Source organism: Micromonospora cynarisoli (assembly GCF_030518815.1).
GTDB lineage: Bacteria > Actinomycetota > Actinomycetes > Mycobacteriales > Micromonosporaceae > Micromonospora > Micromonospora wenchangensis.
This window is the reverse complement of the sequence record NZ_CP130426.1, coordinates 1,333,943-1,357,487: the sequence shown is the minus strand read 5'-3', so window position 1 is coordinate 1,357,487 and position 23,545 is coordinate 1,333,943. Positions and strand designations below refer to the sequence as shown.

At 73.7% G+C, this 23,545-nt stretch carries 25 protein-coding genes; 14 read left to right on the top strand and 11 right to left on the bottom strand.

Annotation, left to right across the window (positions count from 1 at the left end):
* Positions 1-39: 39 nt before the first annotated feature.
* Positions 40-846 (top strand): SDR family NAD(P)-dependent oxidoreductase, encoded by an 807-nt coding sequence (locus tag Q2K16_RS05690; protein WP_302743987.1) that lies wholly within the window; start codon positions 40-42, stop codon positions 844-846.
* Between the two features lie 60 nt (positions 847-906).
* Entirely contained in the window at positions 907-1,776 is an 870-nt protein-coding gene (locus Q2K16_RS05685) for a metallophosphoesterase family protein (protein ID WP_302743985.1), read from the top strand.
* A 9-nt stretch (positions 1,777-1,785) separates the two neighbouring features.
* Here the strand turns inward: Q2K16_RS05685 and Q2K16_RS05680 are convergent, their stop codons facing one another.
* Positions 1,786-2,601, bottom strand: a complete 816-nt coding sequence (locus Q2K16_RS05680; RefSeq protein WP_302743984.1) for an SDR family NAD(P)-dependent oxidoreductase — start codon at positions 2,599-2,601, stop codon at positions 1,786-1,788.
* A gap of 112 nt (positions 2,602-2,713) precedes the next feature.
* Between Q2K16_RS05680 and Q2K16_RS05675 the strand changes: the two genes are divergently transcribed.
* On the top strand, positions 2,714-3,139 hold the full coding sequence (locus Q2K16_RS05675; protein WP_302743983.1) for a winged helix-turn-helix transcriptional regulator: 426 nt from the start codon (positions 2,714-2,716) through the stop codon (positions 3,137-3,139).
* A gap of 99 nt (positions 3,140-3,238) precedes the next feature.
* Here Q2K16_RS05675 and Q2K16_RS05670 read toward each other — a convergent pair whose 3' ends face one another.
* The 3 genes from Q2K16_RS05670 to Q2K16_RS05660 form a co-directional block, all read right to left on the bottom strand.
* Entirely contained in the window at positions 3,239-3,739 is a 501-nt protein-coding gene (locus Q2K16_RS05670; RefSeq protein ID WP_302743982.1) for a hemerythrin domain-containing protein, read from the bottom strand.
* Positions 3,740-3,828: 89 nt separating this feature from the next.
* A complete protein-coding gene (locus Q2K16_RS05665) occupies positions 3,829-4,698 on the bottom strand; it encodes an NAD(P)H-hydrate dehydratase (RefSeq protein ID WP_302743981.1) in 870 nt (289 codons plus the stop codon).
* Entirely contained in the window at positions 4,682-5,413 is a 732-nt protein-coding gene (locus Q2K16_RS05660; RefSeq protein WP_302743980.1) for a histidine phosphatase family protein, read from the bottom strand. The genes Q2K16_RS05665 and Q2K16_RS05660 overlap by 17 nt, the downstream gene beginning before the upstream one ends.
* 190 nt (positions 5,414-5,603) lie before the next feature.
* Here Q2K16_RS05660 and Q2K16_RS05655 point away from each other — a divergent pair, with 190 nt between their 5' ends.
* Positions 5,604-6,149: a hypothetical protein gene (locus tag Q2K16_RS05655; protein ID WP_302743978.1), complete on the top strand. Its 546-nt coding sequence runs from the start codon at positions 5,604-5,606 to the stop codon at positions 6,147-6,149.
* A 9-nt stretch (positions 6,150-6,158) separates the two neighbouring features.
* Here Q2K16_RS05655 and Q2K16_RS05650 read toward each other — a convergent pair whose 3' ends face one another.
* A complete protein-coding gene (locus tag Q2K16_RS05650; protein WP_302743976.1) occupies positions 6,159-6,779 on the bottom strand; it encodes an L-threonylcarbamoyladenylate synthase in 621 nt (206 codons plus the stop codon).
* Positions 6,780-7,007: 228 nt separating this feature from the next.
* Between Q2K16_RS05650 and Q2K16_RS05645 the strand changes: the two genes are divergently transcribed.
* Positions 7,008-7,979, top strand: coding sequence for a DNA polymerase domain-containing protein (locus Q2K16_RS05645; RefSeq protein ID WP_302743975.1), 972 nt, complete (start codon positions 7,008-7,010; stop codon positions 7,977-7,979).
* Between the two features lie 54 nt (positions 7,980-8,033).
* Here the strand turns inward: Q2K16_RS05645 and Q2K16_RS05640 are convergent, their stop codons facing one another.
* A complete protein-coding gene (locus tag Q2K16_RS05640; RefSeq protein ID WP_302743973.1) occupies positions 8,034-8,540 on the bottom strand; it encodes an Lrp/AsnC family transcriptional regulator in 507 nt (168 codons plus the stop codon).
* 72 nt (positions 8,541-8,612) lie between these two features.
* On the opposite strand from Q2K16_RS05640, the gene pdhA reads away from it, so the two are divergent.
* The 6 genes from pdhA to Q2K16_RS05610 all read left to right on the top strand — a co-directional run bounded on the left by pdhA (position 8,613) and on the right by Q2K16_RS05610 (position 16,202).
* Entirely contained in the window at positions 8,613-9,812 is a 1,200-nt protein-coding gene (gene pdhA / locus Q2K16_RS05635; protein ID WP_302746375.1) for a pyruvate dehydrogenase (acetyl-transferring) E1 component subunit alpha, read from the top strand.
* A complete protein-coding gene (locus Q2K16_RS05630; protein ID WP_302743971.1) occupies positions 9,812-10,828 on the top strand; it encodes an alpha-ketoacid dehydrogenase subunit beta in 1,017 nt (338 codons plus the stop codon). The genes pdhA and Q2K16_RS05630 overlap by 1 nt, the downstream gene beginning before the upstream one ends.
* Entirely contained in the window at positions 10,825-12,297 is a 1,473-nt protein-coding gene (locus tag Q2K16_RS05625) for a dihydrolipoamide acetyltransferase family protein (protein ID WP_302743969.1), read from the top strand. The genes Q2K16_RS05630 and Q2K16_RS05625 overlap by 4 nt, the downstream gene beginning before the upstream one ends.
* Positions 12,298-12,534: 237 nt before the next feature.
* The gene (locus Q2K16_RS05620; protein ID WP_302743967.1) at positions 12,535-14,214 is read left to right on the top strand and encodes a right-handed parallel beta-helix repeat-containing protein; all 1,680 of its coding nucleotides are present in this window, start codon (positions 12,535-12,537) and stop codon (positions 14,212-14,214) included.
* A 175-nt stretch (positions 14,215-14,389) separates the two neighbouring features.
* Entirely contained in the window at positions 14,390-15,667 is a 1,278-nt protein-coding gene (locus Q2K16_RS05615; protein WP_302743966.1) for a L,D-transpeptidase, read from the top strand.
* 166 nt (positions 15,668-15,833) lie between these two features.
* Positions 15,834-16,202, top strand: coding sequence for an STAS domain-containing protein (locus Q2K16_RS05610; protein WP_302743964.1), 369 nt, complete (start codon positions 15,834-15,836; stop codon positions 16,200-16,202).
* A 134-nt stretch (positions 16,203-16,336) separates the two neighbouring features.
* On the opposite strand, the gene Q2K16_RS05605 is transcribed toward Q2K16_RS05610, so the two are convergent.
* On the bottom strand, positions 16,337-16,720 hold the full coding sequence (locus Q2K16_RS05605) for an FKBP-type peptidyl-prolyl cis-trans isomerase (RefSeq protein WP_088646491.1): 384 nt from the start codon (positions 16,718-16,720) through the stop codon (positions 16,337-16,339).
* A 233-nt stretch (positions 16,721-16,953) separates the two neighbouring features.
* On the bottom strand, positions 16,954-17,520 hold the full coding sequence (locus Q2K16_RS05600) for a DoxX family membrane protein (RefSeq protein ID WP_302743962.1): 567 nt from the start codon (positions 17,518-17,520) through the stop codon (positions 16,954-16,956).
* Between the two features lie 226 nt (positions 17,521-17,746).
* Between Q2K16_RS05600 and Q2K16_RS05595 the strand changes: the two genes are divergently transcribed.
* On the top strand, positions 17,747-18,436 hold the full coding sequence (locus Q2K16_RS05595; protein ID WP_302743961.1) for a CBS domain-containing protein: 690 nt from the start codon (positions 17,747-17,749) through the stop codon (positions 18,434-18,436).
* Positions 18,437-18,464: 28 nt separating this feature from the next.
* Here the strand turns inward: Q2K16_RS05595 and Q2K16_RS05590 are convergent, their stop codons facing one another.
* Both Q2K16_RS05590 and Q2K16_RS05585 read right to left on the bottom strand, forming a co-directional pair.
* On the bottom strand, positions 18,465-19,181 hold the full coding sequence (locus Q2K16_RS05590) for a helical backbone metal receptor (protein WP_302743960.1): 717 nt from the start codon (positions 19,179-19,181) through the stop codon (positions 18,465-18,467).
* 16 nt (positions 19,182-19,197) lie between these two features.
* Entirely contained in the window at positions 19,198-20,307 is a 1,110-nt protein-coding gene (locus Q2K16_RS05585) for a DICT sensory domain-containing protein (RefSeq protein WP_302743959.1), read from the bottom strand.
* Between the two features lie 137 nt (positions 20,308-20,444).
* Here Q2K16_RS05585 and Q2K16_RS05580 point away from each other — a divergent pair, with 137 nt between their 5' ends.
* Positions 20,445-21,317, top strand: a complete 873-nt coding sequence (locus tag Q2K16_RS05580) for a hypothetical protein (RefSeq protein WP_302743958.1) — start codon at positions 20,445-20,447, stop codon at positions 21,315-21,317.
* A 305-nt stretch (positions 21,318-21,622) separates the two neighbouring features.
* A complete protein-coding gene (locus tag Q2K16_RS05575) occupies positions 21,623-22,888 on the top strand; it encodes a hypothetical protein (protein ID WP_302743957.1) in 1,266 nt (421 codons plus the stop codon).
* 213 nt (positions 22,889-23,101) lie between these two features.
* Here the strand turns inward: Q2K16_RS05575 and Q2K16_RS05570 are convergent, their stop codons facing one another.
* Positions 23,102-23,449: a histone-like nucleoid-structuring protein Lsr2 gene (locus Q2K16_RS05570; protein WP_145922814.1), complete on the bottom strand. Its 348-nt coding sequence runs from the start codon at positions 23,447-23,449 to the stop codon at positions 23,102-23,104.
* Positions 23,450-23,545: the final 96 nt, after the last annotated feature.

The window sequence follows — 23,545 nt, the reverse complement described above, 5'->3', positions numbered from 1 at the left end:
TCCGGGTGGCGGACCCCCACCGAGGAGAGGACCAGGCAGATGAGCGCACCCAGCACCGGCCGACCGCTGGCCGTCGTCACCGGCGCGTCCAGCGGCATCGGGTACGAGCTGGCCGGCCAGTTCGTCGAACACGGCTACGACGTGGTGATCGCGGCCGAGGACGCCGGCATCACCGAGGCGGCCGACCACCTGCGCCGCGACGGTCGGGCCGAGGTCCAACCCGTCCAGGTCGACCTGGCCACCTACGACGGGGTGACGGCGCTGGTCGAGGTGGTCGACGCGACAGGCCGGCCGGTGGACGCGTTGGCGGTCAACGCCGGACGCGGCGCGGGCGGGGCGTTCGTCGGGGGCACCGACCTGAGCGACGAGCTGAACGTCATCGACGTCAACGTGACCTCGACGGTGCACCTCGTCAAGCGGATGCTGCCGGGCATGGTCGAGCGGGGTGCCGGCCGGGTGCTGTTCACCTCGTCGATCGTGGCCGCCATTCCCGGCCCTTACCAGGCGGTCTACAACGCCTCCAAGTCCTTCGTGCAGTCCTTCGCCGAGGCGCTGCGTAACGAGTTGAAGGAGACCGGGGTGACGGTGACCACCCTGCTGCCCGGCCCGACCGAGACGAAGTTCTTCGATCGTGCCGAGATGGGCGACACGAAGGTCGGCGCGGACGACAAGGACGACCCGGCGACGGTGGCCGCGCAGGGTTTCGCGGCGATGATGAAGGGCGAGGAGAAGGTGGTCGGCGGTTCGCTGAAGAACAAGGTCCAGGCGGTGGCGGCCCGGCTCACGCCGGACCGGCTGATGGCCGGGCAGCACCGTCGGATGGCCGAACCCGGCTCCGCCGACTGACGACGGCGGCGGTGCTCCCGCGCGCACCGCGCCGGGTGACCTTCTGCGTACGATCGGCGGATGCTGGGGGAGGACACCGAGGGCAGTCTGGTCGCGATCAGCGACCTGCACGTCGGGTACGCGGAGAACCGTGCCCTGGTCGAGGCGCTACGGCCCACCTCGCCACGGGACTGGCTGATCGTCGCCGGTGACGTGGCGGACACCGTCGCCGACATCGAATGGGCGCTCGGCCTGCTCGCCGAACGCTACGACACCGTCATCTGGGCACCCGGCAACCACGAACTGTGGACCCCGCCGGCCGACCCGGTGACCCTGCGCGGGGTGGACCGCTACGAGCTGCTGGTGCGACGGTGCCGGGAGTTGGGCGTGGTCACCCCCGAGGACGACTACCGGGTGTGGCGGGGGCCGGGTGGCCCCGCGCTGGTGGCCCCCCTGTTCCTGCTCTACGACTACAGCTGGCGACCGCCGGGGTTCGACACCCGGGAGGCGGCGCTGGCCGAGGCGTACCGGACCGGGATCGTCTGCACCGACGAGTTCCTGCTGCACCCCGACCCGTACCCGAGCCGGCAGCAGTGGTGCGCGGCCCGGCTGGAGGAGACCGCCCGCCGGTTGGCCGCCAGTGACCCGGAACTGCCCACCGTGCTGGTCAACCACTGGCCGCTGGACCGCCACCCGACCGAGGTGCTGCGCTACCCGATCTTCGCCCAGTGGTGCGGTACGGAGGCCACCGCCGACTGGCACCGCCGCTTCGCCGCCACCACCGTGGTCTACGGGCACCTGCACATTCCCCGTACCACCTGGAAGGACGGGGTGCGGTTCGAGGAGGTCTCGGTGGGCTACCCCCGGGAGTGGCGGCAGCGCAGCGTGGCCCCCGGGCGGGTACGGCAGATCCTGCCCGCGCCCACGGGCGCACCGGTGACGCTCTGGTGAACCACCGGCTCAGCCGGCGTCGAGGCGGGTGAGCAGCGCGTCGGTCACCGTGCCGAGGCGGCGGGCGGCGGCCGGATCGAGCGTTCCGGTCGACAGCGGCACGGGTCGGCCCCGGTCGTTGGCGGTCAGGGCGTCCGACGGCGGGTCGTCGATCCACTCGACGACGGGGTGGACCGACCTCCCGACCGGCCTGGCGAACACCGACGCCGCCCGGATCAACCCACGGACCGGTGTCGGCAGGGTGGACAGGTCGCCGCTGCGGGTGAAGCCGGGGTGGTAGAGCACGTACCGCGCCCGGGAGCCGGAGCGGGCCGCGAAGTCCACCCCGAGCAGGTCGTTCGCCCGGCCGGCCTGCAACTGCGCGTCGACCATGCCGTACCTGCGGGCGAGTTGGAGGTCGTCCCAGTGGATCGACCCCCGGGTGACACCTACCCCGGCCACGTTGACGACGACCGGCCGCTCGGCGGCGTCGAGCTGCGCGCGCAGGCCGTGGCTGAGCAGGTAGCGGCTCAGGTAGTACAGCGCGAAGGTCTGCTCCAGGCCCTCGTCGGTGACCACCCGCCGGGGCGACTGCCGGTTGGCGAACAGGGCCAGGGCGTCCACCGTCGGCCACCGACCCCTGATGGTGTCGATGACCCTGCGGGTCTCCGCCACCGAGCGGAGGTCCGCCTGGAGGAAGTGCACCCGCCCGGAGAGCGCCCGCACGGCCCGCCCCTTCGCCGGGTTGCTCCCGATGGCGACTACCTCGTCGCCACGGCGAATTCGGGCTTCCAGTGTCGCCCGGCCCATGCCGTCGGTGCCGCCGCTGATGACGGTGACCCGCATGCCACCCCTTCCCGTCGCCCGGTGGCCCCCGATCGGCACCGGACGTCGACGTCGGACCCGTGACCGGCACAATCCTCTGCGGAGGCCGGCGACAGCGGAAGAAGGCAGTGTCATGTCCGTACCGAACACGGATGTTCGTTCCCTGGTGGCGGCGGCCCTGCCGACGCCCGTCCCGGCCGACGAGTACGACGGCTGCCCGGTCACCGGGCTGCTGCGGCTGCTCAGCGACAAGTGGACGATGCTGGTGCTGGTGCTGCTGGGCCGTCAGCCGTACCGTTTCAACGAGTTGCACCGTGCCATCGGCGGGATCAGCCAACGCATGCTGACCCGCACCCTGCGCGGCCTGGAATCGGCCGGCCTGGTGCTGCGCGAGGTCCATCCCACCGTCCCGCCCAGCGTCGAGTACCGGCTCACCCCGCTCGGGCAGAGCCTGCTCGGCCCGCTGTCCGGCCTCGCCGACTGGGCGGTCAGCAACGAGGCCGCGCTCGCCGCCGGCCGGCACCGGGTCGCCGCCGCGACGTCGTCCGGGCCGCGCTGACCGGCCCACGCGGGGCGCGACCGCGGGTGTCCCCGACCGCGCCGCCGACGTCACGAGGGGCCCGACCGGATGGTCGGACCCCTCGTGACGCGGTGCGGGTCAGGCGGTGGTGGCGTGCCGGGCGCTCCTGACCGCCTTCGGGTCGCTGGGAGAGCGGGGAGCGTCCGGGCGCAGCGCGATCATCCGCTCGCCGATCTCCTGGAGCTGGTTGCGGCCGAGCGCCTCCCGCACCTTCGGGAACCACTCCTGCTCCTCCTCCTCGACGTGGTGCTCGACGTTCTCGATCAGCACCGTGGTCTTGGCGACGAAGTGGTCGTCGGAGGCGTCCATCGCGGCCAGCTCCGCGCAGAGCACGTCCGCGACGTGGTGTTCCTCGTACGACTCCAGGATGTCGTCCTCCAGGTCCGGCAGGAGCTTGCGGACCTCCGGGTACATCACCTCGTTCTCGAGGTAGGTGTGGGTGGTCAGGGCGGCCACGATCTCGTCGACCAGCTTCCGGCGGCGGCTGACCGGCCCCTCCTGCGCCTTCTCGAACTCGCGGAAGAGGCGGCGCATCTCCTTGTGGTCCTCTTTGAGCAGGACGATGGCGTCGGTGGACACCGGCAGACCTCCTTGATCGGCTGACGGCAATCCCGGTACCCCGTGATGAAATGCGCAAACGGATCGCGGTCGGCGAATGCCCGACACGCTCAGACGGTGGCGACGGTGTGCGGGATCTCGTCGAGCAACTCCCGGGCCAGGAAGCCGATCCGGCCGAACCGGGGCACCAGCCGCTGCCCGCTCACCGCGTGCACCCACGCCGCCCAGCAGGCCGCCTGGGCCGGCTCCGCGCCCCGGGAGAGCAGCCCGGCGAGCAGGCCGGCCCGCACGTCCCCGCTGCCCGAGGTGCCCAGCCCTGCGTCGCCGCTCTCCTCCCGCCAGCCCTGACCGTCGGGGGTGGCGATGTGGCCGTAGAGGGAGACCACCGCCTCGTACCGGCGGGCCAGCTCACGGGACTCGGCGTCCAGGTCGTCGCCGGGGTCGCGGCCGAGCAGGTGCCGGGCCTCGGTGAGGTTCGGGGTCAGCACCACCTTCCGGTCCGCGCCGACCAGCAGGTCCGGGTCGTGGCTGAGCGCGCCGAGGGCGTACGCGTCGAAGACCAGCGCGGTGCGCGGCCCGGCCGTGGACAGCACCAGGCGCAGCAGCGCGCGGGTCTGGTCGATGTCGTTGAGGCCCGGTCCGACGGTGACCACGTCGGCCTGTTCGACCAGGTCACCGAGCCGGTCGCCCGGGTCGCCGGCGACCGCGCCGTCGGCGGTCTCCGACAGGCCGACCACCATCGCCTCGGGCACCTGGATGCTCAACGCGGCGGCGGTGGACTCGGCGGCGGCCAGTTGCAGCACCCCCGCCCCGGCACGCAGCGCGGCCACCCCCGCCAGCAGCACCGCGCCCGGGGTGAACCGGGAGCCGCCGACGACCAGGACGGTGCCCCGGTTGTCCTTGCCGCCGGTCGGCACCGGCAGCGCCCAGTCGCGCAGCAGTCCCGGCGTGATGACCCGGGTCTCAGACCGGTTCGGCATGGATCTCGTCCTCCGTGGTGGGTGGTGCGCCGTGCGCGTGCAGGTGGGTGACGTCGTTGAAGGTCTGCGGGACGAGCCGGCCGGTGGTGTCGGCCGACCAGCCGGTCACCGAGCAGTTGGCGATCACCTGTTCCCGGGTCAACCCCATCAGCTCGGCCTCGGTCAGCCCCTCCACCAGGTAGCGGAGCAGGAACACCAGGGCGTCGTGCCCGAACAGCAGGACCCGCCGCCCCGGGTGGTCGCGGCGCAGGTCACCGAGGAGGGTACGCAGCCGCAGCGCCACGTCGGTCCAGGATTCGCCGCCCGGCGGCCGGTAGTAGAACTTGCCGAGCCGCTGCCGTCGGGCCGCCTCGTCGGGGTACCGGCGGGCCACCCCGTGCCCGGTCAACCCGTCGAGGATGCCCAGCTCGCGGTCACGCAACCGCTCGTCGACGCTGGCCGGGATTCCGGTGCCGGCCAGCGCCAGTTCCGCCGTCCGCACCGCCCGCAGGTACGGCGAGACGACCGCCACGTCGGGACGCTGGTCCGCCGGCAGGCCGGCCAGCCACCGGGCGGTCGCCCGCGCCTGCTCCTCACCGGTGTCCGACAGCGGTACGTCGGCGTCGCGGTGGGTCAGGTCGATCAGCTCGACACCTGCCGCCTCGGCCGCCGACGCGGCGACGTTCGCCGTGCTCTCTCCGTGCCGGACGATCCACAGCGCCCCCAGTTCCGCCATGTCCCGATGCCTACCCCCGCCCCGCCCCCGGTAACCCCGCCCCGTCTCGCCCCTCGCCCCTCCGGCTTTGTCACCGACGTAGCGCCCTCCAGGCCCCGGGACACCGCTGTCACGTCGACCTGGAGTCGATCCTGGGGGCGATCGTCGGTCCGGGGGCGGGCCGTCGCAGGGGGATGGGTACCCTGCCCGCGTGGACGGTGGGGCGGACGGCGAACGGTTGGCGGCATCGCTCACCGCCTGGCTGGGCCGGCTCGAATTCGTCGATTTGGGCTCCGACGAGGTGACCGCGCGGATCGTCGACGCGGTGTCGGCCTGGGCCGCCGAGCAGGGCTGGCGGTCCTACCGTCGGGCGGCGAGCGTGCTGCCGTTGCCCCCGCCGATGACCGACCGGCATTCGGTGCTGGACGTGGCGTGTGCCCGCCGCGACGGGCCGCCCGTGGTCGTCGAGGTCGACCACACCGACCGGCGGCGTACCTGGGAGAAGTTGGCGGCGGAGGCGGCGGCCGGCCGGGTCGCCCTCTGGGTACGCTGGGGTCCGGGACGGTTCGCCGCGCCGCCGGCACCGATCCACCTGGTCACCTGCGAGGTGTCCCGACACTCGGGGCCGCCGGGCACGGGCCGCCGGCACAGCCGGACGACGGGTCCCGCCCGGCCGGCACCCGTCCACTCGGCCCGGGAGGTCGACCCGGTGGTCGAGCCGCTGCCGCTGCCGTCGGCGGACCCCGGTGCGCCCTGACCGGACGGACTACTCGAAGCGGGTCGGGTCGCCCGCCCCGTGGCGGACGATCTCCGGCTCGTCGCCCGAGAAGTCGATCACGGTGGTGGGCAGGGTGCCGCACTCGCCGGAGTCGATCACCGCGTCGACGGCGTGGTCGAGCCGTTCCTTGATCTCCCAACCCTGGGTCATCGGTTCGGTCTCGCCGGGCAGCAGCAGGGTGCTCGACACCAGCGGCTCACCGAGCGCGGCGAGCAGCGCCTGCGCGACCGGATGGTCGGGGATGCGCACCCCTACGGTCTTCTTCCTGGGGTGCAGCAGCCGGCGCGGCACCTCCTTGGTGGCCGGCAGGATGAAGGTGTAGCTGCCCGGGGTGGCCGCCTTCAGCGACCGGAACACCGCGTTGTTGATCTGCACGAACTGGCCGAGCTGCGCGAAGTCCCGGCACACCAGGGTGAAGTGGTGCTTGCTGTCCAGGTGCCGGATCTCCCTGATCCGGTCGAGGCCGTCCCGGTTGCCCAGCTGGCAGCCGAGCGCGAAGCACGAGTCCGTCGGGTAGGCGACCAGGCCGTCGGCCCGCAGCAGGTCGACCACCCGGGCGATCGTCCGGGGCTGTGGATTCTCCGGGTGTACGTCGAGATAGCTCGCCATGGCGGCGAGCCTAGTGCGCGGCGGCTGCCACCGCCGGTGGGCCCGCAGCACGTCCCGCGCGCCAGCGGAGCAGGTGGCCTCCGCCGGCCCGGCACGGGAAGCAGCGGACCGCCCGTCCGGTGCCTCGTGGTGCTGCGCCACCCCCGCTGCGCGGCCCCACCGGCCCCACTGCGGACCGATCCGGTGAGGTGGCCTCCGGTGCCGGGGGTGGCCGTTACGGTGTGAGGCGTGGCGACGGCGGCCGAGGAGATCCAGGTGGGGGAGCGGCTGGTCCGCGTCTCCAGCCCCGACAAGCCCTACTTTCCCGAGCGCGGCCTGACCAAGCGGGACGTGGTCGGCTACTTCCTCGCCGTCGGTGACGGCATCCTGCGCGCCCTGCGGGACCGCCCGACGATGCTGGAGCGTTGGCCGCGCGGCGTCTTCGCGGGGGCGAAGATCGGCACCCGGCAGGACAACCGCGGTGACGCCTTCTACCAGAAGCGGCTTCCGGCCGGTGCCCCCGACTGGGTCCGCACGGCGCACCTCACCTTCCCCAGCGGCCGTACCGCCGACGAGGTCGCGCCCAGCGAGCTGGCGGTGGTGATCTGGGCGGCCAACCTGGGCACCCTGCGGTTCCACCCGTGGCCGGTGACGGCGGCCGACGTGGAGCGCCCCGACCAGCTCCGGATCGACCTGGACCCGATGCCGGGCGTCGGCTTCGACCAGGTGGTGCCGGTGGCTCACGAGGTCCGGGCCTTCCTCGCCGAGCTGGGCATGGTCGGCTACCCGAAGACCACCGGCGGTCGCGGCCTGCACGTCTACCTGTCCATCGAGCCCCGGTGGAGTTTCGGGGAGTGCCGGCGGGCGGTGCTCGCCCTCGGCCACGAGCTGGCGCGTCGGCTGCCCGACCTGGTCACCACCACCTGGTGGCGGGAGCAGCGGGACCGGCCGGTCTTCATCGACTACAACCAGATGGCCCGCGACCACACGGTCACCTCGGCGTACTCGATCCGGCCCACCCCGGCGGCGCTGGTGTCGGCCCCGCTGGACTGGGCGGAGCTGGACGACGCCCGCCCGGAGGACTTCGACGTGCTGAGCATGCCGGCCCGGTTCGCCGAGCGGGGCGACCCGCACGCCGGCCTGGACGGCGACCGTTTCTCGCTGGAGCCGCTGCTGGCCCTGGCCGACCGCGCCGGCCTGGCCGCCCCACCGGAACGCTGACGCGCCGGCCTGGCCGCCCCACCGGAACGCTGACCGGCCGCGCCGGACCGACAGTCAGGCCCAGGGGCTGCCGGCGCCGTCGAACTCGTCGAAGACCAACCAGGTGCGGGTGGACAGCACCCCGGCGATGCCCTGCACCCGGCTGAGCACCACGTCCCGCAGGGTGGCGTTGTCCGGCGCGCGGACCAGCGCCAGCACGTCGTGTTCCCCGCTGAGCAGCGCCACGTGCTCGATGTAGCGCACCCGGGCCAGTTCCGCCGACACCTCCCGCCAGGTGTTCTGCTGGATGGTCAGCGAGATGTACGCCGAGGTGCCCAGCCCGGCCGGCTCCGGCGCGACCAGTGCCCGGAACCCGGTCACCACCCCGTCGCGCAGCAACCGTTCCAGCCGGGCGTACGCGTTGGTGCGCGACACGTGCACCCGTTCGGCGAGGGTACGCACCGACATCCGGCCGTCGCGGACCAGTTCGGCGAGGATGCGACGGTCCACCTCGTCCAGCGGCGTGGCCGAACGTCCCGTTCCGCCCGGCCCGGCCCCGGCGGGGGTGGTCTCCTGGCCCATCAGCAGCTCCTCGAAATGCCAATCGTCCCGCGTTGGGCGCGCATGTTGAGTCAATCATCCGACGGCAGGAGCATAGGGCCACCACACGTCCAGGAGGTCCCCGCCGTGACGACCACACCCCAGGCGGTCCGCAGGGCATCCCCGCGTACCCGTCGACCGGCCACCCCGGTCGCCCCCGAACCCACCGCCGGCCTGCTCCCGCAGACCGAGCCGGTCCGGCTGCTCGACCCCGACGGCACCCCGCTGCCGCCCCGGGCCGACCTGCCGGAGCCGCCGGTCGAGACGCTGCGCGAGATGTACCGGCGGATGGTCGTCGGCCGGCGCTTCGACGCGCAGGCCACCGCCCTGACCAAGCAGGGCCGGCTCGCCGTCTACCCGTCCGCGCGCGGCCAGGAGGCGTGCCAGGTCGGCGCGGTGCTGGCGCTGCGCGACGACGACTGGGTGTTCCCCACCTACCGGGAGTCGCTGGCGCTGACCGCCCGGGGCATCGACCCGGTCGAGGTGCTCACCCTGCTGCGCGGCGACTGGCACTGCGGGTACGACCCGACGGTCGTCCGCACCGCGCCGCAGTGCACCCCGCTGGCGACCCAGTGCGTGCACGCCGCCGGGCTGGCCTACGGCGAGTCCTACCAGGGGCGGGACACCGTCGCGCTGGCCTTCGTCGGCGACGGCGCGACCAGCGAGGGCGACTTCCACGAGGGGCTGAACTTCGCGGCCGTGTTCAAGGCCCCGGTCGTCTACTTCGTGCAGAACAACAAGTACGCGATCAGCGTCCCGCTGTCCCGGCAGACGGCCGCGCCGAGCCTGGCCTACAAGGGCGTCGGCTACGGGGTGCCCAGCGAACAGGTCGACGGCAACGACCCGGTGGCCGTCCTGGCGGTGCTCACCCGGGCGGTGGCGCACGCCCGCGCCGGGCACGGGCCGTACCTGGTGGAGGCGCACACCTACCGGATGGAGGCGCACACCAACGCCGACGACGCCAGCCGCTACCGGGACGCAGGCGAGGTCGAGGCGTGGCGGGACCGCGATCCGGTGGCCCGGTTGGAGGCGTACCTGCGCAGCCGGGGCGAGCTGGACGACGCGGCGGTCGCGCAGGTCGCCGCCGAGGCCGAGGCGTACGCCGCCGACCTGCGGGAGCGGATGCACACCCAGCCGACCGTCGACCCGCTGAGCCTGTTCGAGCACGTCTACGCCGAGCCGACCCCGCACCTGGTCGAGCAGCGCGAGATGGTCCGGGCCGAGCTGGCCGCCGATGCGGAGGGGGACGCCTGATGGCCACCATGACCATGGCGAAGGCGCTCAACGCCGCGCTCGCCGACGCGATGCTCGACGACGAACGGGTGCTCGTCTTCGGCGAGGACGTCGGGCAGCTCGGCGGGGTCTTCCGGATCACCGACGGGTTGCAGGCCCGGTTCGGTGACAAGCGCTGCTTCGACACCCCGCTGGCCGAGGCCGGCATCGTCGGGTTCGCCGTCGGCCTGGCCATGTCCGGGCTGCGGCCGGTGGTGGAGATGCAGTTCGACGCGTTCGCCTACCCGGCGTTCGAGCAGATCGCCTCGCACGTGGCGAAGCTGCGCAACCGCACCCGGGGCGCGCTGAGCGTGCCGATGGTCATCCGGGTGCCGTACGCCGGTGGCATCGGCGGGGTCGAGCACCACTGCGACTCGTCGGAGGCGTACTACGCGCACACCCCCGGCCTGAAGGTGGTCACCCCGGCGACGGTCGAGGACGCGTACTCGCTGCTGCGGGAGGCGATCGCCGACCCGGACCCGGTGGTGTTCCTCGAGCCGAAGAAGCTCTACTTCGCCAGCGACGAGGCCGCGTTGCCGGCCCGGACCGCCCCGTTCGGCCGGGCCGTGGTGCGCCGTCCCGGCACCGACGCCACCCTGGTCGCGTACGGCCCGGCGGTGCCGGTGGCGCTGGAGGCCGCCGAGGCCGCCCGGGAGGACGGCTGGGACCTGGAGGTCGTCGACGTACGGACCATCGTGCCGTTCGACGACGCCACCGTCACCGCCTCGGTGCGCCGCACCGGCAGGTGCGTGGTGATCACCGAGGCGCAGGGCTTCGCCGGGGTCGGCGCGGAGATCGCCGCCCGGGTGCAGGAGCGCTGCTTCCACGCCCTGCACGCCCCGGTGCTGCGGGTCGCCGGGCTGGACGTCCCCTACCCGGCGCCGATGCTGGAGCACACCCACCTGCCCGGGGTGGACCGGGTCCTCGACACCGTGGCCCGCCTCCAGTGGGACGACCGGCCCGACCCGCGCTGGCTGGTGCAGGGGAGCGCGGCGTGAGCGCCCGTACCGCCGCCGGCACCCGGGTCTTCCTCCTGCCCGACCTCGGTGAGGGGCTGAGCGAGGCCGAGATCGTCGAGTGGAAGGTCGCCGTCGGTGACGTGGTCACCGTGGACCAGAGCGTGGTGGAGGTGGAGACCGCCAAGGCCGTGGTCGACGTGCCCTGCCCGTACGCCGGGACGGTGGTCGCGTTGCACGGCGCGGCCGGCGAGACGCGCCCGGTCGGCCAGCCGCTGGTCACCATCGCGCCGGCCGGCGGCGGCGAGCCCGCCGGTTACGCCACCTACCGCGAGGAGGAGCGGGCCGGCTCCGGCAACGTCCTGATCGGGTACGGCACCGGCCACGGCGGCACCCGGCGGCGGCGACGCCCCCGGCTGATCCCGGCCCCGGAGCCGGCCGCCGCACCCGTCGCGGAGCCGGCCACCGGGTCCGCCCCCGTGGGCACCGTCGGCCCGTCGTCCGCGCCGAGGGTCCCGGCCGGCGCGGGGGTGGACGCCCCGGCCGCCGGGGTGACCACCGACGGCGTCGTCCCGCCGGCGGGGGACGGCACCTCCCCGACCGGCGGGACGGCACCCCTGGTCATCTCACCGATCGTGCGCCGGCTCGCCCGCGAGCACGGGGTGGACCTGGGTGGCCTGCGTGGCACCGGTCCGGGTGGCGTGATCCGTCGCTCTGACGTGGAGGCCGCGCTGGTCACCCTGCCGGCCCGGCCCGCCGCGCAGCACACCGCGGACCCGGCCCCGGCGGCGCACGTCGGCCTCGCCCCGGCCGACGCGTCCGACGTGGTCATCCCGCTCACCGGCATCCGCCGGGTGATCGCCGACAAGCTCTCCCGCAGCCGTCGGGAGATCCCCGAGGTCACCATCTGGGTGGACGCGGACGCCACCGCGCTGCTGGCCACCCGGGCGGCGATCAACGCGGCCACCCCGGACGCCCCGGTCAGCGTGCTGGCCCTGCTGGCCCGGATCTGCCTCAGCGGCCTGCGGCGGTTCCCCCAGCTCAACGCGCACGTCGACACGGAGGGGCAGCGCATCGTCCAGTCGGCCGGGGTGCACCTGGGCATCGCCGCGCAGACCGACCGGGGCCTGCTCGTGCCGGTGCTGCGCGACGCCCAGCGGCTGACCACCCGGGAGTTGGCCGCCGCCCTGGCGCAGACCACCGCCGACGCCCGTGCCGGCACCCTGCCGCCGGCCCGGCTCACCGGCGGCACCTTCACCCTCAACAACTACGGCGTGTTCGGGGTGGACGGTTCCACCCCGATCATCAACCACCCGGAGGCGGCGCTGCTCGGGGTGGGGCGGATCGTGGACAAGCCGTGGGTGGTCGACGGGCAGTTGGCGGTCCGCAAGGTGACCCAGCTCAGCCTCACCTTCGACCACCGGGTCTGCGACGGCGGGGTGGCCGGCGGGTTCCTGCGCCACGTCGCCGACTGCGTCGAACAGCCGGCGCTGCTGGTGGCGAACGTCTGAGCGGTACGCCCGGAGCCGGTCACCGTGGGCGGGGTGGCCGGCTCCGTCGTGCTGCCCGGCGTTCGTCCGGTTCGCCGGGACGACCGGTCGGCAGGCGTTTTCCGGTCGACGGGCCGGGAATCCGACGCGGGTCACGGACGCGCCGCAGCCCTGTGGGCGCGCACCGCCGCCCCGCGTACGCCCGGTCGCGGCCCCCAGCCGGGTCGGTCGTGGACGCACCGCCGAGAGGAGCCACCCGTGCCGTACCAGGGTCTGCCCGTCGCCGTCCGGGACCGCCGTCCCCCCGTCGCCGGTGCGCCGCTGTGGTGCAACGCCCAGGACTACGGGTTGACCGGCGACGGGGTGACCAACGACCAACCCGCGCTGGCGGCCCTGGTGGACCGGCTCGGTGACGGCTACGCGGCCGACGGCCGGGCCCGGGTGATCTGGTGCCCGCCGGGCATCTACTCCATCCGCGACGCGGGCACGGTGTGGCGCAGCGGGGTGTCGCTGATCGGCGCCGGCCCGGCCGCCACCCGGTTCCTGCTCAGCAACGAGGGCAACCGCAGCGACCCGACGCCGCTGGCGTTCTGGACGGTGCTCCAGCACGGCGCGGACCGGGACCGGCACATCGCCGACTGCACCTTCGCCGACTTCGAGATCGACGGCTCCGGGGTGGCCATGGCCGAGTACAACTACCTGGCCAAGGGCCTCGGGTTGCAGTACGTGGTGCGCGGGGTGTTTCGCAACCTCTACATCCACCACACGGCGGCCAGCGGCCTGGGTTGCGACTTCCTCCAGGACACCCTGGTCGAGGGGGTGGTGGTGGTCGGCTGCGGCCGGCTGGACAACGGCGAGCAGATGGGCGGCGCGGGCATCGGGATCGGCATCGGCGGCTGGGGCGACATGGAGCGGCTCACCATCGCCAACTGCACGGCCCTGGCCAACGGCACCAACGGCATCTTCCTGGAACTCCAGAAGGACTACTGGACGCCGCCGCGCGGTTACCGGATCGTCGGCTGCCACAGCCAGGGCAACCGGTTCGGCATCTCGGACTGGGGGGCTGACGGCCTGATCGTCACCGGCTGCACGATGACCGGCAACCTGGAGGCCGGTTACGACGTGTCGGGCAACGGCACCTCCGGGGTCGCCGGCCGGGGTGGCCTGCTCACCGACTGCGTCATCGACGGCAACGTGGGCGACGGGATCAGCATGGGCAACACCCCGGGCCCGTACACGGTGCGGGGCAACCGGATCAGCGGCAACGGCGGCTACGGCTACCACCAGCACGACCTGGGCCGGGACTATCCGCATCCGGCGCAGGACGTGGTGGTGGAGAGCAACGAGTTCTGGGGCAACGGCCTGGACGCCATCCGGGTGGACCGTCCGATGACCGACGCGATGGTGCTCGACAACCGCATCCGCAACAACGGCCGGCGGTGTGCCGAGGCGTGCCACGGTGGCGGCGAGTCGGTCCGCTACAGCGAACGGTCCCTGGTCGACCGCTCGGCGACCTGGGCGCAGGACAGCCACCGGGGCAAGGTGCTGCGGGTCGGCCGGCGGGTTGCGGTGGTCACCACGAACACCGCCACCGAACTGCACCTCGCCCCGGTACGTCCCGACGCCTACAGCGGGTGGAGCGGGGACACTCCGCTGCCGGGCACCGCGTACGAGCTGCCGGCCGCGCCGCCGACCCGGGCCGGTATCGCGATCAACGCGGCGTTCGACTCGGCGACGGTGCGCGGCAACCGGATCTGGGACAACCACGACGACCGTACCCAGACCCACGGGATGTGGATCACTTCCCGGGGCAGTTGTGTCGACTGCCGGGTCGAGGACAACGACCTGGCCGGCAACGCGGTGGCGGCCCTGCGGCTGGACACCCCGCCGGTCGGTGGGCGGTGGCACCGCAACCACGGCGACCAGGACTGGGACTGACCGCCCGGGGTGTCCCGGCACGGCCGATCCCGGACATCGGCGGCACCGTGGCCCCCCACGGCCCGCCGGGGTCGATAAGCCCGGCGTCGCCCGCCCGGTTCCCCGGAAAGCCCGACCCGGCCCGAGAAACGCTGTACAGAATGTGGCCAAGGGGACTGGAAACGGGGGACGGAATATGGACGTGAGGCGGCGATTGACGCTAATGGCGGTGACCATCGCAGCCACACCGTTGGTCCTCGGCGGGTGCACCGCCGAGCGGAAGCCGGCGGCGGGGGCGGCACCCGGCGCGGCGGCGGCCCCCACGGTGACGGTGACCCCCGCCGACCGGACGAAGGACGTTCCGGTCAGCGCGGAGGTCGGTGCCACCGTGAGCAACGGCCGGGTGACCAGCGTCAAGCTCACCGACGACAAGGGCAGGGCCGTGGCGGGGGAGCCGCGGGAGGACGGGTCGAGTTGGGTGCCGGCGGCCCCGCTGGGCAGCGGCCGGACCTACACCGCGGAGGTCACCGCGACCGGCGACGCGGGCCGGACGACCGTCGGGCGCACCACGTTCACGACGGCCACGACGAATACGAACCGGCAGGCGCTGACCAGCGTGCTCTATTTCGCCGGGAACCAGACGTACGGCACCGCGATGCCGGTGACGGTCGCGTTCGAACCGGCCGTGCCCAAAGAGGCCAGGGCGGCCGTGCAGCGACGATTGTTCGTGAAGACCGATCCGCCCCAGCCGGGCACCTGGTCGTGGCTGGAGGACGGCAGCCAGGTCTACTACCGGGCCCCCGACTTCTGGCGTACCGGGACGACGATCAGTGTCCGCTCCGCGCTTGCGGGGCTGCCCATCGGCAAGGAGTACGTCGGTGACGCCGACCGGCGGTCCACCTCGAAGATCGGCCGGCAGGTCGCCCTGGACATCGACAACGCCACCAAGCAGATGTCGGTCTTCCAGGACGGCAAGCTGGTCCGCCGGATCCCGGTCAGCCTCGGCAAGCCGAGCACCCCGAGTTCCAGCGGCAAGATGGTGATCATGGAGAAGCACCAGCAGACCCGCTTCGACACCCGGGGCGAGCCCGACGGCGGCTACGTGGTCGACGTCGAGGACGCCCAGCGCCTCACCTGGGGCGGCGAGTTCATCCACGCCGCACCCTGGTCGGAGGGGGACCAGGGCTACACCAACGTCTCGCACGGCTGCGCCAACGTCTCCTCGGCCGCCGCCGACTGGCTGATGGGCATCACCCAGGTCGGTGACCTGGTGACCGTGAAGGGCACCGAGGTGCCGCTGCGGCCCGGCAACGGCTGGACCGCCTGGAACACGAGCTGGACCGAGTTCGCCCGGGGCAGCGCGCTGCCCGTACCGCCGGGGTTGAAGCCGGCACCCGCCACGAGCCCGCCGCATCCGGGAGCGGTCGCCGGCGGCTCGTCGCCGGCGCCCGCGCCGTCGGCCAGCGGCGGCTGACCGCACCCGACCGCACGGGCACGACCGGCCGTCCCGACGGCCGGTCGTGCCCGTCCCGCTCCACCCTGAGAAGGACTAGGGGTCGGCTCCGGGGCGACCCTGGGACTACCCCGAAACCCGCCCTGGGCAGGGCGGAAACGTCAGAGGTGGGGGCTAGATTCGGGGCATGACGCAGGAAGAGGACCGGTTCCACGTGCGGCTGCGGGTGGCCGACGACGTGGTCGAGGTGCGCGCGGTCGGTGAGATCGACATCGCCACCGTGGGCGCGTTCCGGGCCGCCCTCTGGGCCGCGCCGGCCCGCCCGCTGCTCCGGCTCGACCTCTCCGGGGTCCAGGTGCTCTCCGCCGCCGGGGTGCGGGCGCTGGTCGCCGCCCACCTCAGGGTCCGGGCCCGGGGTGGCGAACTGGTGGTGGTCGACCCCGATCCGGTGGTCGCCCGGGTGCTGCGGGTCGGTGGCCTGCACCGCGTCATCGCCGTCCGGCACGGCGACGCCCCGGTCGAGACCGTTTCCCGCCCGCTGGCCGCCTGCGCCTGACGGCAGGCCCCGGCGACCCGTCGCAGCACCGGAGAGTCCGGCGACCGGAGCCGCGCTGGAGTCCGGCGACCGAGGCCGGGCCACGGAGCCCCGGCGGTGGGGCCGCCGGGCGGTGCCGGCGACCCCGAGCGACGTCAGCGCACGCCGAGCAGGTCGACGACGAAGACCAGGGTCTCGTTCGGCTTGATCACGCCGCCCGCGCCCCGGCTGCCGTAACCCAGGTGCGGCGGGATGGTGAGCCGGCGGCGACCGCCGACCTTCATCCCCACCACGCCCTGGTCCCAGCCGGCGATGACCTGACCGCCGCCGAGCGGGAACTCGAACGCCTCGCCCCGGTTCCAGGACGCGTCGAACTCACGGCCGGTGGAGTGGGACACCCCCACGTAGTGCACGTTGGCGAGCTGGCCGGGACGCGCCTCCGGGCCCTCCCCGACGGTGATGTCCTCGATCACCAGGTCGGCCGGGGCCGCACCCTCGATCGGGCCGATCTCCGGCTTGCCTGCCTGGGGCGTGTTCATCTGCTGTTCTCCTCTGTCGTCACCCGGTCGTCCGGACGCTGTCGATCCTGCCCGATCGCGGCACCCCGGCTGCCGTGGGCCCCGCCGACCGGGCCCGCGTCGCGGGACCCTGCCCGCCGGAGCCGCCGCGCACGTGTCCCGCCCGCGCGGGACCGGACGCAGACGCGGCAGGGGCGCCACCGTGGCGGTGGCGCCCCTGCCGTTCGGTCGACCACCCGGGCGGGTGGGACCTGTCACCTGAGCCAGCCGAACCGGCGGACCAGCGGGAGGGTGGCCCAGACCCGGCCGAGGCCGAGGGTGTTCCCCGCGCCGACCAGGGCGAGGCCGGCCAGCACCGCGGCGTAGATCAGGTGGTCGTCCATGAAGGGGTTGTTCTCCGGAGGCAGGACGGCGGTCCACATCAGCACCATGAGCAGGCCACCGGCGACGGCGGCGATCCGCATCCCGATGCCGAGCAGCAGGGCCACCCCGATCCCGGCCAGACCGATCATGAACAGCCAGTCCGCCCAGGCCGCCCCGGCGATGTCCTGGTAGAGCCCCTGGAACGGACCCTTCGCGCCGAAGGCGAGGAACCCCTTGGTCGGGCTGCCGCCGTTGATCCAGGCGTTCTTCGCCGCGGTCTCGTGGCCGAGACCGAACAGCTTGTCCAGGAACGCCCAGAGGAAGATCCAGCCGAGGGCCAGCCGGGTTCCGGCCCAGACGAACCGGGCGGCCCGCTGGCGGGTGGTCTCGGTTCCGGCCACCGGTGCGATGGTCCTGGCGGTGGTGTTCCGCTCGATCGTCGCGGTCATGGTCTCCACGTCCCTTCTCTGCCTGGCACCGCACTTCCCGGTGGCAGTTACATTCCACGCCGGTCGGCGCGGTCCCGGCAGGGCCGACCGGTCCGTGCCGGGGCGGGACCTAAGTCCCCTGGTGCGGGCGTCCGGACGGGACCTTCGACCTCCGGGTGACCGGTCCACCCGCCCCTGCCCCGGCCGGTCGGCGCGGCCCTAGCGTCGGACGGGAGAACCGGGCTAGGAGGTCGTGATGAGGACGTGGCAGGTGGACGACGTGATGACCCGGGAGGTCGCCACGGTGGGGGAGGAGACCCCGTACCGGGTGATCGTCGACATGCTGATCCGCCGGGGCGTCAGCGCGGTGCCTGTGGTGGACGACTTCCGTCGGGTGCTGGGGGTGGTGTCCGAGGCGGACCTGCTGCACAAGGTGGAGCACTCCGGGGCGCAGGAGGAGCGTCGGGTGTTCACCGGGCGGCGACGTCGGGTGTCCCGGGAGAAGGCCGGGGCGCTGCTGGCGAGGGAGCTGATGACCGCGCCGGCCGTCACCACCCACCCGGGGGCGTCGCTGCCGGCGGCGGCCCGGCTGATGGACCGGGAGGCGGTCAAGCGGCTGCCCGTCCTGGACGACCTGGGCCGGCTGGTCGGCATCGTCACCCGCAGCGACCTGCTGCGGGTGCACCTGCGCACCGACGCCGAGATCCGCGAGGACGTGGTGCAGGAGGTGCTGCGCCGGGTGCTGGCCGTGCGGGACGGGCTGGTCACCGTGCAGGTCCGCGACGGCGCGGTGCGGTTGGACGGCCGGCTGGACCGGCGGACCGCCGCAGAGCTGGCGGAGAAACTCGCCGGCCAGGTCAGCGGGGTGGTCCAGGTCACCAGCACCATCGGGTACGACGTGGACGACGCCGGACTGACCGAGCGGGGGATCACCCCGGTGGCCTGACCCGCACCCGGCCCGCCGGGGCAGGCGGTCAGACCGGGGCGGCCAGTTGGGCGGCGAGCAGGCCCGGTGCCTCGGCCAGCGACGGGCCGTACCAGGTGAGGTGGCGGCCGGAGACCAGCGCGCAGGGGACGCCGGGAAAGGCGTCCGGCCCGTCGTCGGCGGTGAACGCGTAGGGCTCGTCGGGGAGGACCACCAGGTCGGGCCGGCGGGCCCGCAGCGCGTCGAGGTCGGGACGCGGATAGCGGTCCGGGTCGTCGTCGTACACGTTGACCACGCCGAGCCGGCGCAGCACGTCCCCGGCGAAGGTGTCCCCGCCGAGCACCACCCACGGCCGCCGCCACACCGGCACCACGGCCCGCCGGGGGCCGTCGGGGACGGCGGGCGCGGCCCAGGCCCGGCGGGCGTCGGTCAGCCAGCCGGGCTCCCCGGTGACCCCGAGCGCGGCGAGCACCCCGGCCAGCTCGTCGAGGGCCTGCGGCACGGTCCGGGGGTAGGTGACCAGCACCGGCACCCCGGCCGCGGTGAGCGCGTCCGCGTCGACGCGGCGGTTCTCCTCCACGTTGAGCAGCACCAGGTCCGGCCGCAGCGCCCGGACCCGGTCCAGGTCGGGGTACTTGCTGCCGCCGACCCGGGCCACGTCCAACCCTGCCGGGTGCACGCACCAGTCGGTCGCGCCGACCAACAGCTCCGGCACGGTCACCGCCACCGCCTCGGTCAGCGACGGCACCAACGAGACCACCCGCACGTCGTCCTCCCCGTCCTCAGTGGGCGGCGCTGGCGACGGTCTCCCGGGCCACGGTGGCCACCGGCACACCCTCCCGGGCCGCCCACTCGACGGCGTGCCGCACCTCGGCCACCGGCAACGGCCGCCGGTCGGTCACGGTGACCGCCGTGTGCACCGCGAAGGACACGAACGGGTACGACCGGGCCAGCCCGGCGACGCAGTCGTGCACCTGACCGGCCACCGCCAACGCCTCCTCCCGGGTCAACGCCGGCAGCACCAGCAGGTACTCGTCGGGGGTGAGGCGGACGGCCCGGTCGACCGGGCGCAGCGGGGCGGTCAGCGCGGCGATCACGGCCTGTGCCTCGCGTGCCGCGCTGCGGCGTCCGAACCGTTCCGGTGCGCCGGCCGGCTCACCGACGCGTACCCCGATCAGGGCCACCGGCAGGGTGCCGGCGGCGGTCACCCCGTCCATCCCGGTCCAGCGGCGCAACGTCGGCTCGTCCACCAGCCCCGGCGGGCCGTCCACCGGCTCGGCGTGCCGGCCCGGACCGCTGCGGTGGGCGCGTTCGGCGCGCTCGGCCATCAGCCGTAACGCCGCCTCGGCCCGGCTCTCCCCGGGGGTCGCCGGCAGGTCCCGCACCCGGTGCAGCACCTGGTCGATCGCGGTCAGTGCGGCCGGGGGTAGCCGGTCGCCGAGCTGGGTGCGCAGCCGGATCACCTCGTGCAGCGCCTCGTCGCGGCGGAACCCCCAGCGGCCGGCGAAGAGCCGCCCCTGCTCCAACGTGTCGGCCGGCACCGCCTCCCGGCGGTCCCGGGCCACCAGGCTCGCCCCGAACCGGGGGGTCAGCGCCACCACGCTCCACTCCCGGGCCAGCTCCTCGGTGTCGTCGAGCGTCACCGGGTACGCCCCGGCGGGCACCTCCGGCGGTGGCTGCCCGACCAGCCCGACGACGGTGACCGCCGCACCCGCCGCGATCCGGGCGTAGCGTTCCCGCTCCCGCAGGAAGTACGGCATCCGCTGGAACAGGGCGATCACCACCAGCGGGCCGTCCTCGGCGGTGGCCAGCGCCGACCGCTCGATGGCGTGGGAGACCGTGACGAGACTCCGCTTGGTCAACAGTTCCGGGGCCGGTCCGTCGTGCAGCACCCCGTGAGCGTAGAGATCGCGCCCGGGGCGCACCAACCGCCTGGTGCCGCGTCCGTCGTCCGAACCGGCGGGGCGGTGACCGCGGTCGACGTCCTAGACTCGGCCGGTCACCCTCGCCTGCCACGGACGGACCTCCGATGACGCGTACCGCCACCGACGACGGTGCCCGGCTGCGGCCGGTCCCGGCCGGTGCCGCGCCGCTGTTCGTCCGGGCCGGCCAGGCCGTGTACGCCGCCCGCCGGCTCGGTGACCTGGTGACGCGCCGGCCGGCCGGGGTCACCGGGCACCAGTGGAGTTCCGCCCTGCGCGAGGAGTTCGACCACGTCGTCTGCGCGGCCGACACCGGTGTGCCGCTGTTCGCCCTGACCGTCGGCCCGACCGCGCCCCCGGGGTCGGCCGGGCAGCGGGCCGGGCGGATGGCCGCCGCGGTGTGCGCCGCCGTGGGCCTGCCGGTGCTGCGGATCGGCTCGCCGACGCTGCGGGCCGCCGGGCACGGCCGACGCATCGTCACGTACGTCATCGACGCGCGCGCCTACGCCGCCGGGGCCGCCCCGGACGGGTCGGACGACACCCCGGTGGGCTTCCGGGACATCGTCGGGCGGCTGCCGGACGGGCGTACCGGGCCGGTCAACGACCTCGGCGCGCTGTCCCGGGCGGCGGCCGTCGAGGCGTACGTGTCGCGGCGGCTCAGCGACCCGATCGTGCGCGGGTTGCACGTGTGCTGGCGCGACGGGACGGCCGAGGGATGGAGCTGGGTCGAGGTGCGTCCCGGCCGGTGCCTGGTGGAGCGGGTCACGGTGCACGAGGCGCGGCTGCGCTGCGGGGTGGACCCGGGCCGGCTGGCCGAGGATCTCGCGGCGGTGGCGGTGGGCGACCGGCTGGCCGGGGCGGAGCACGAGGAACCGGCCCTGCTCGACCGGGATGACCTGCGCCGGCAGATCCGCGCCCTGCGGGACCGGCGCGACGAGCTGGCCGCCCCGTTCGCGTTCGATCACCTCTGCGGGGACTGACCGCCGCCGAACGACCCGCCGTCATTTTCCGGCGACGGTTGGTGACATTGCGGCCCGCCCGGAAAACGGTCGGGGATTCCTCGATCCGCGTTGAACCTTCGCCGATGCCGGCCCGTACCTAAGCGGGAATGGACAGGATCTTCCCAGCCGCGCCACCCGACGCGGCGGACGGTGCGGAAAGGCATCGTCGGCCATCGACGTGCGACCGGAACGTCGCAGTGTCTCCGGCGGGGGTGACCGGCCCGGAAAGGGTCTCCTCGTCGGGGGCGCGAGTCAGGTACCGGATCGAGAAGGAGAGCAATTCGATGCGCAGGTCCACAGGGGCACGCCGGTCATCCGGTAACGCGCGGAGCAAGCGGCTGCTGGCGGCGGTCGGTGCGCTCGTCGTCTTCGGCGGTATCGCCGCCGTCACCCAGATCTCCTCGGCCGGGGACAAGCCGAGGCAGCAGACCCGCAACGTCTCGTCGGCCTGCGTCGCACCGAGCCCCGGTGCAACCTCGCCGAGCGGGCGTGGCAGCACCACCCAGACCTGGCAGAACGGCAGGTGGGTCCGCAACCACTGGGGTGACGGGCAGATGTCCGTCGCCGAGTGCCAGGCCGTCAAGGCCGGCAACGCGCCGGTGACCACCCTCGCCTCGACGGTGGCCTGCCCGGAGGTCACCCCCCGGCTGCCGCAGATCCCGGCCCAGGCCAAGGCCGAGGTGGACAAGGAACTCGCCCTGCTCAAGACCCAGATCGACGACGCCAACAGGCGGCTGGCGGCGGAGGGGCGCAACGGTCAGGCGTTCATCGACAACGCCATCCTCGGCCCGCTGGCCGACAAGCGCCGGTCGGCGCTGAACCGGATCGCCACCGCGATCGGTCGCTTCGCCCAGCGCCCGCAGGGCCTGGAGCAGCTCGCCGGCTGCCAGGTGGCCGCCAACAACGGTGGCCAGAACGGCAACAACGGCGGCCAGAACAACAACGGCGGCAACAACGGGAACAACGGCGGCCAGAACAACAACGGCGGGAACAACGGCAACGCCCTGGGCGTGCTGGCGAAGGACTGCGCCAACAGCCGGTTGCAGGCGCACGACGGCTTCCAGAACGGCAACCGGTGCGTCAGCACCGCGTTCGGTGAGGTGGGCGCGGCGGCCAACAACCCGTCGCTGCTGATCACCCAGTTCCCCAACCAGGTGCGGCGCAACCAGGCCTTCACCCTGAAGGTCTCCACCCGAAACCTGGTCCGTGACCGGTTCCTGGCTGCCGGCCAGGGCGGCTACTACCTGGAGAGTTCGGTGCTCAACGGTCAGGGCCTGACCCGCGGTCACTTCCACACCGCCTGCCGGATGCTCCAGAACACCAACCAGGCGCCCTCGAACCCGCAGGACGTGCCGGCGTTCTTCGTGGCCACCGAGGACGGCAAGGGCGGCAACCAGGCCGACGACGTGACCATCCAGATCCCGGGCCTGCCGCAGTCGGGTACGGCGCAGTGCGCGGTCTGGGCCGGTGACGGCTCGCACCGGGTGCCGATGATGGAGCGGGCCAACCAGACCCCCGCCTTCGACGTGGTGCGCATCCGGGTCAACTGACCCGACCGGCGACGACTGCGGGCCATCCCGGGAACCTCCGGGGTGGCCCGCAGTTCCGTGTCCGCCGGGCACGTCCGGCGGGCGGGCAGCGTACCGGCGGACGTTTTCGGTGCGGGGTCGCCGGGTGGAAAGTGTGGACACGGACGAAAACGCCGGGGTCACGCTGATATCCCAGCGTGACCCCGGCGTGTCCGTTCGTGGTCCGGCCCGCCGTCAGCGGTTCTTCCACGCCTCCACGACCGAGACCGGGATGCGCCCGCGCTCGGAGATTTCGTGTCCGTTCTTGGTCGCCCATTCCCGGATGGCGCGGTTCTGCTCGCGGTCCATTCCCGAGACGCCGGGCCGGGCGGGGCGGCGGGCCGGGCGACCGGCTTCGACGGCACCTCGGCCCATTCGACGGCCAGCGGTGATGTAGGCGTCGAGCGCCTTGCGCAGCACCCCCGCGTTCTCGTCGGAGAGGTCGATGGTGTACGCCGCCCCATCCAGGCTGAACTCGACGGTCCGATCGGCCTTTCCGCCGTCGAGGTCGTCGGTCAGAACGGTGATTACTTTCCTTGCCATCGCCATTACTCCCTGTGGTGATCGGGGTGTGCTAAGAGTTTGACGTATCTGACGGCAAATCCGCAACAATATGCCTCTCTTTCATTTGGCGGGTCG